The sequence below is a fragment of the Desulfovibrio inopinatus DSM 10711 genome, from assembly GCF_000429305.1.
Taxonomy (GTDB): domain Bacteria; phylum Desulfobacterota; class Desulfovibrionia; order Desulfovibrionales; family Desulfovibrionaceae; genus Alteridesulfovibrio; species Alteridesulfovibrio inopinatus.
The window spans coordinates 1-1250 of the sequence record NZ_AUBP01000070.1 but is presented as its reverse complement, the minus strand read 5'-3'; the positions used below and the strand labels follow the sequence as shown (position 1 = coordinate 1250).

General features: G+C 58.2%; 4 protein-coding genes. All 4 read right to left on the bottom strand.

Annotation, left to right across the window (positions count from 1 at the left end):
- The coding region (locus G451_RS33220; protein ID WP_051261730.1) for a regulatory protein GemA at positions 1 to 385 on the bottom strand (385 nt) is incomplete at its 3' end.
- The gene (locus tag G451_RS0120400; RefSeq protein WP_027185693.1) at positions 369 to 581 is read right to left on the bottom strand and encodes a hypothetical protein; all 213 of its coding nucleotides are present in this window, start codon (positions 579 to 581) and stop codon (positions 369 to 371) included. The genes G451_RS33220 and G451_RS0120400, both read right to left, overlap by 17 nt.
- The gene (locus G451_RS0120395) at positions 565 to 840 is read right to left on the bottom strand and encodes a hypothetical protein (protein WP_027185692.1); all 276 of its coding nucleotides are present in this window, start codon (positions 838 to 840) and stop codon (positions 565 to 567) included. Before G451_RS0120395 ends, G451_RS0120400 begins: the two co-directional genes overlap by 17 nt.
- On the bottom strand, positions 833 to 1250 hold a 418-nt coding region (locus G451_RS34675), incomplete at its 5' end, for a hypothetical protein (protein WP_027185691.1). The genes G451_RS34675 and G451_RS0120395, both read right to left, overlap by 8 nt.

Sequence of the window (1250 nt, the reverse complement as noted above, 5' to 3'; positions counted from 1 at the left end):
TGTGCAATGCCACAATCACTTCCGAGGCCAGCGGCACGGTCAGCCATTCCGGTTTGTCCACCTTCCAATACCGATGAAGCCATTTCCCCAGGCTCTTGGCATCGGGCTTGCGGGCATGTTTGGCCCACAAGCCCCGAATGGCCCGCACCTGTTTTTCCGTGGCCCGCCCAGGGCGAGGCCGGTTGCGCTCCTCGCTTCCATCGTCCCAGCCACAGCTCACAAAATAATCCACCAAGGCGGCGAGTTGCTTTCCATCCAGTATCCCGGCCGATGCCACGCCATACCGCTCTTCGAGGAGATACCGGTAATCCTCATCCGCCAACCCAAGGTCTTTCTTGGCAATATGCACCTTGGCCAAGAGCGCTTGTCTATGATTCGCTGCCATGTTTTTTGCTCCATTCCGCGTACCAGTCGTTAAGCACAAGCGCGCACCGTTCCGCCAACTGCCGCGCCGCCAGGGGCTTTTTCGGATGCTTGAGAAAATTCGCGACGAATCGATTTTCGTCATGCACATCGACAAGCACCGCCCCGCCGGGATTGGCCCCATCACGGACGATAAATCGCTCAGAGTTTTCGGACATATTCTTTTCCCTTCCCGAAGGTCCGAAATTCGTAGCCTTTGCCGATGTCTTTTTCTTCGACAACCGGCAACCGACACATAAACTCACACCCGGCACAACGCGGCCCACCGCCAACCACCATGGCCCGATGCAATCCCGGCTTTTTGCAGGGCTTATACCCCTCCGGCAAGGCATAGCAGGGCGTTTGCAATGTCATCCCCGGGTAGGCTGCATGATCAGGCTTCACCACCGCCACACGTTCCAGGTAGATATCATGCATACGCCACCTCCTTGGCCAAGAGCGATCCACGCTGCCGCAACGCCTGTTCCAACTCGATATACGAGGAAAACCACTGCCGAATCATGCGCCGATTGAGTCCGATCGGTTCGCCTTTGGCCCACAATCCAATCACCGGCACCCCGGCAGCCCAGGCCGCGCCCACCTCGGCCCAGGCATCACATCCAGCCGGCCCAATATAAATGCAGAGATCGCTTTGCGTCGCACCGAGCAAATTCCAGCGGAATTTCTCCGCCCCGGCCGCCGACCGAATCCACGTTTCCGGGTCACCGCCCGCAGCATCAAACGCCCATAACTGTTGATCACCGGTAACCCCGGATTGCCGAACAAACGACAACACCGTATGTCCCAGCCGTTCCAATCGTTCCGTCAACATGTCCACGGCATGCCGA

Coding starts and splice junctions, on each gene's coding strand:
- G451_RS0120400 (WP_027185693.1), bottom strand. CDS start 581: ATGTCCGAAAACTCTGAGCGATTTATCGTCCGTGATGGGGCCAATCCC.
- G451_RS0120395 (WP_027185692.1), bottom strand. CDS start 840: ATGCATGATATCTACCTGGAACGTGTGGCGGTGGTGAAGCCTGATCAT.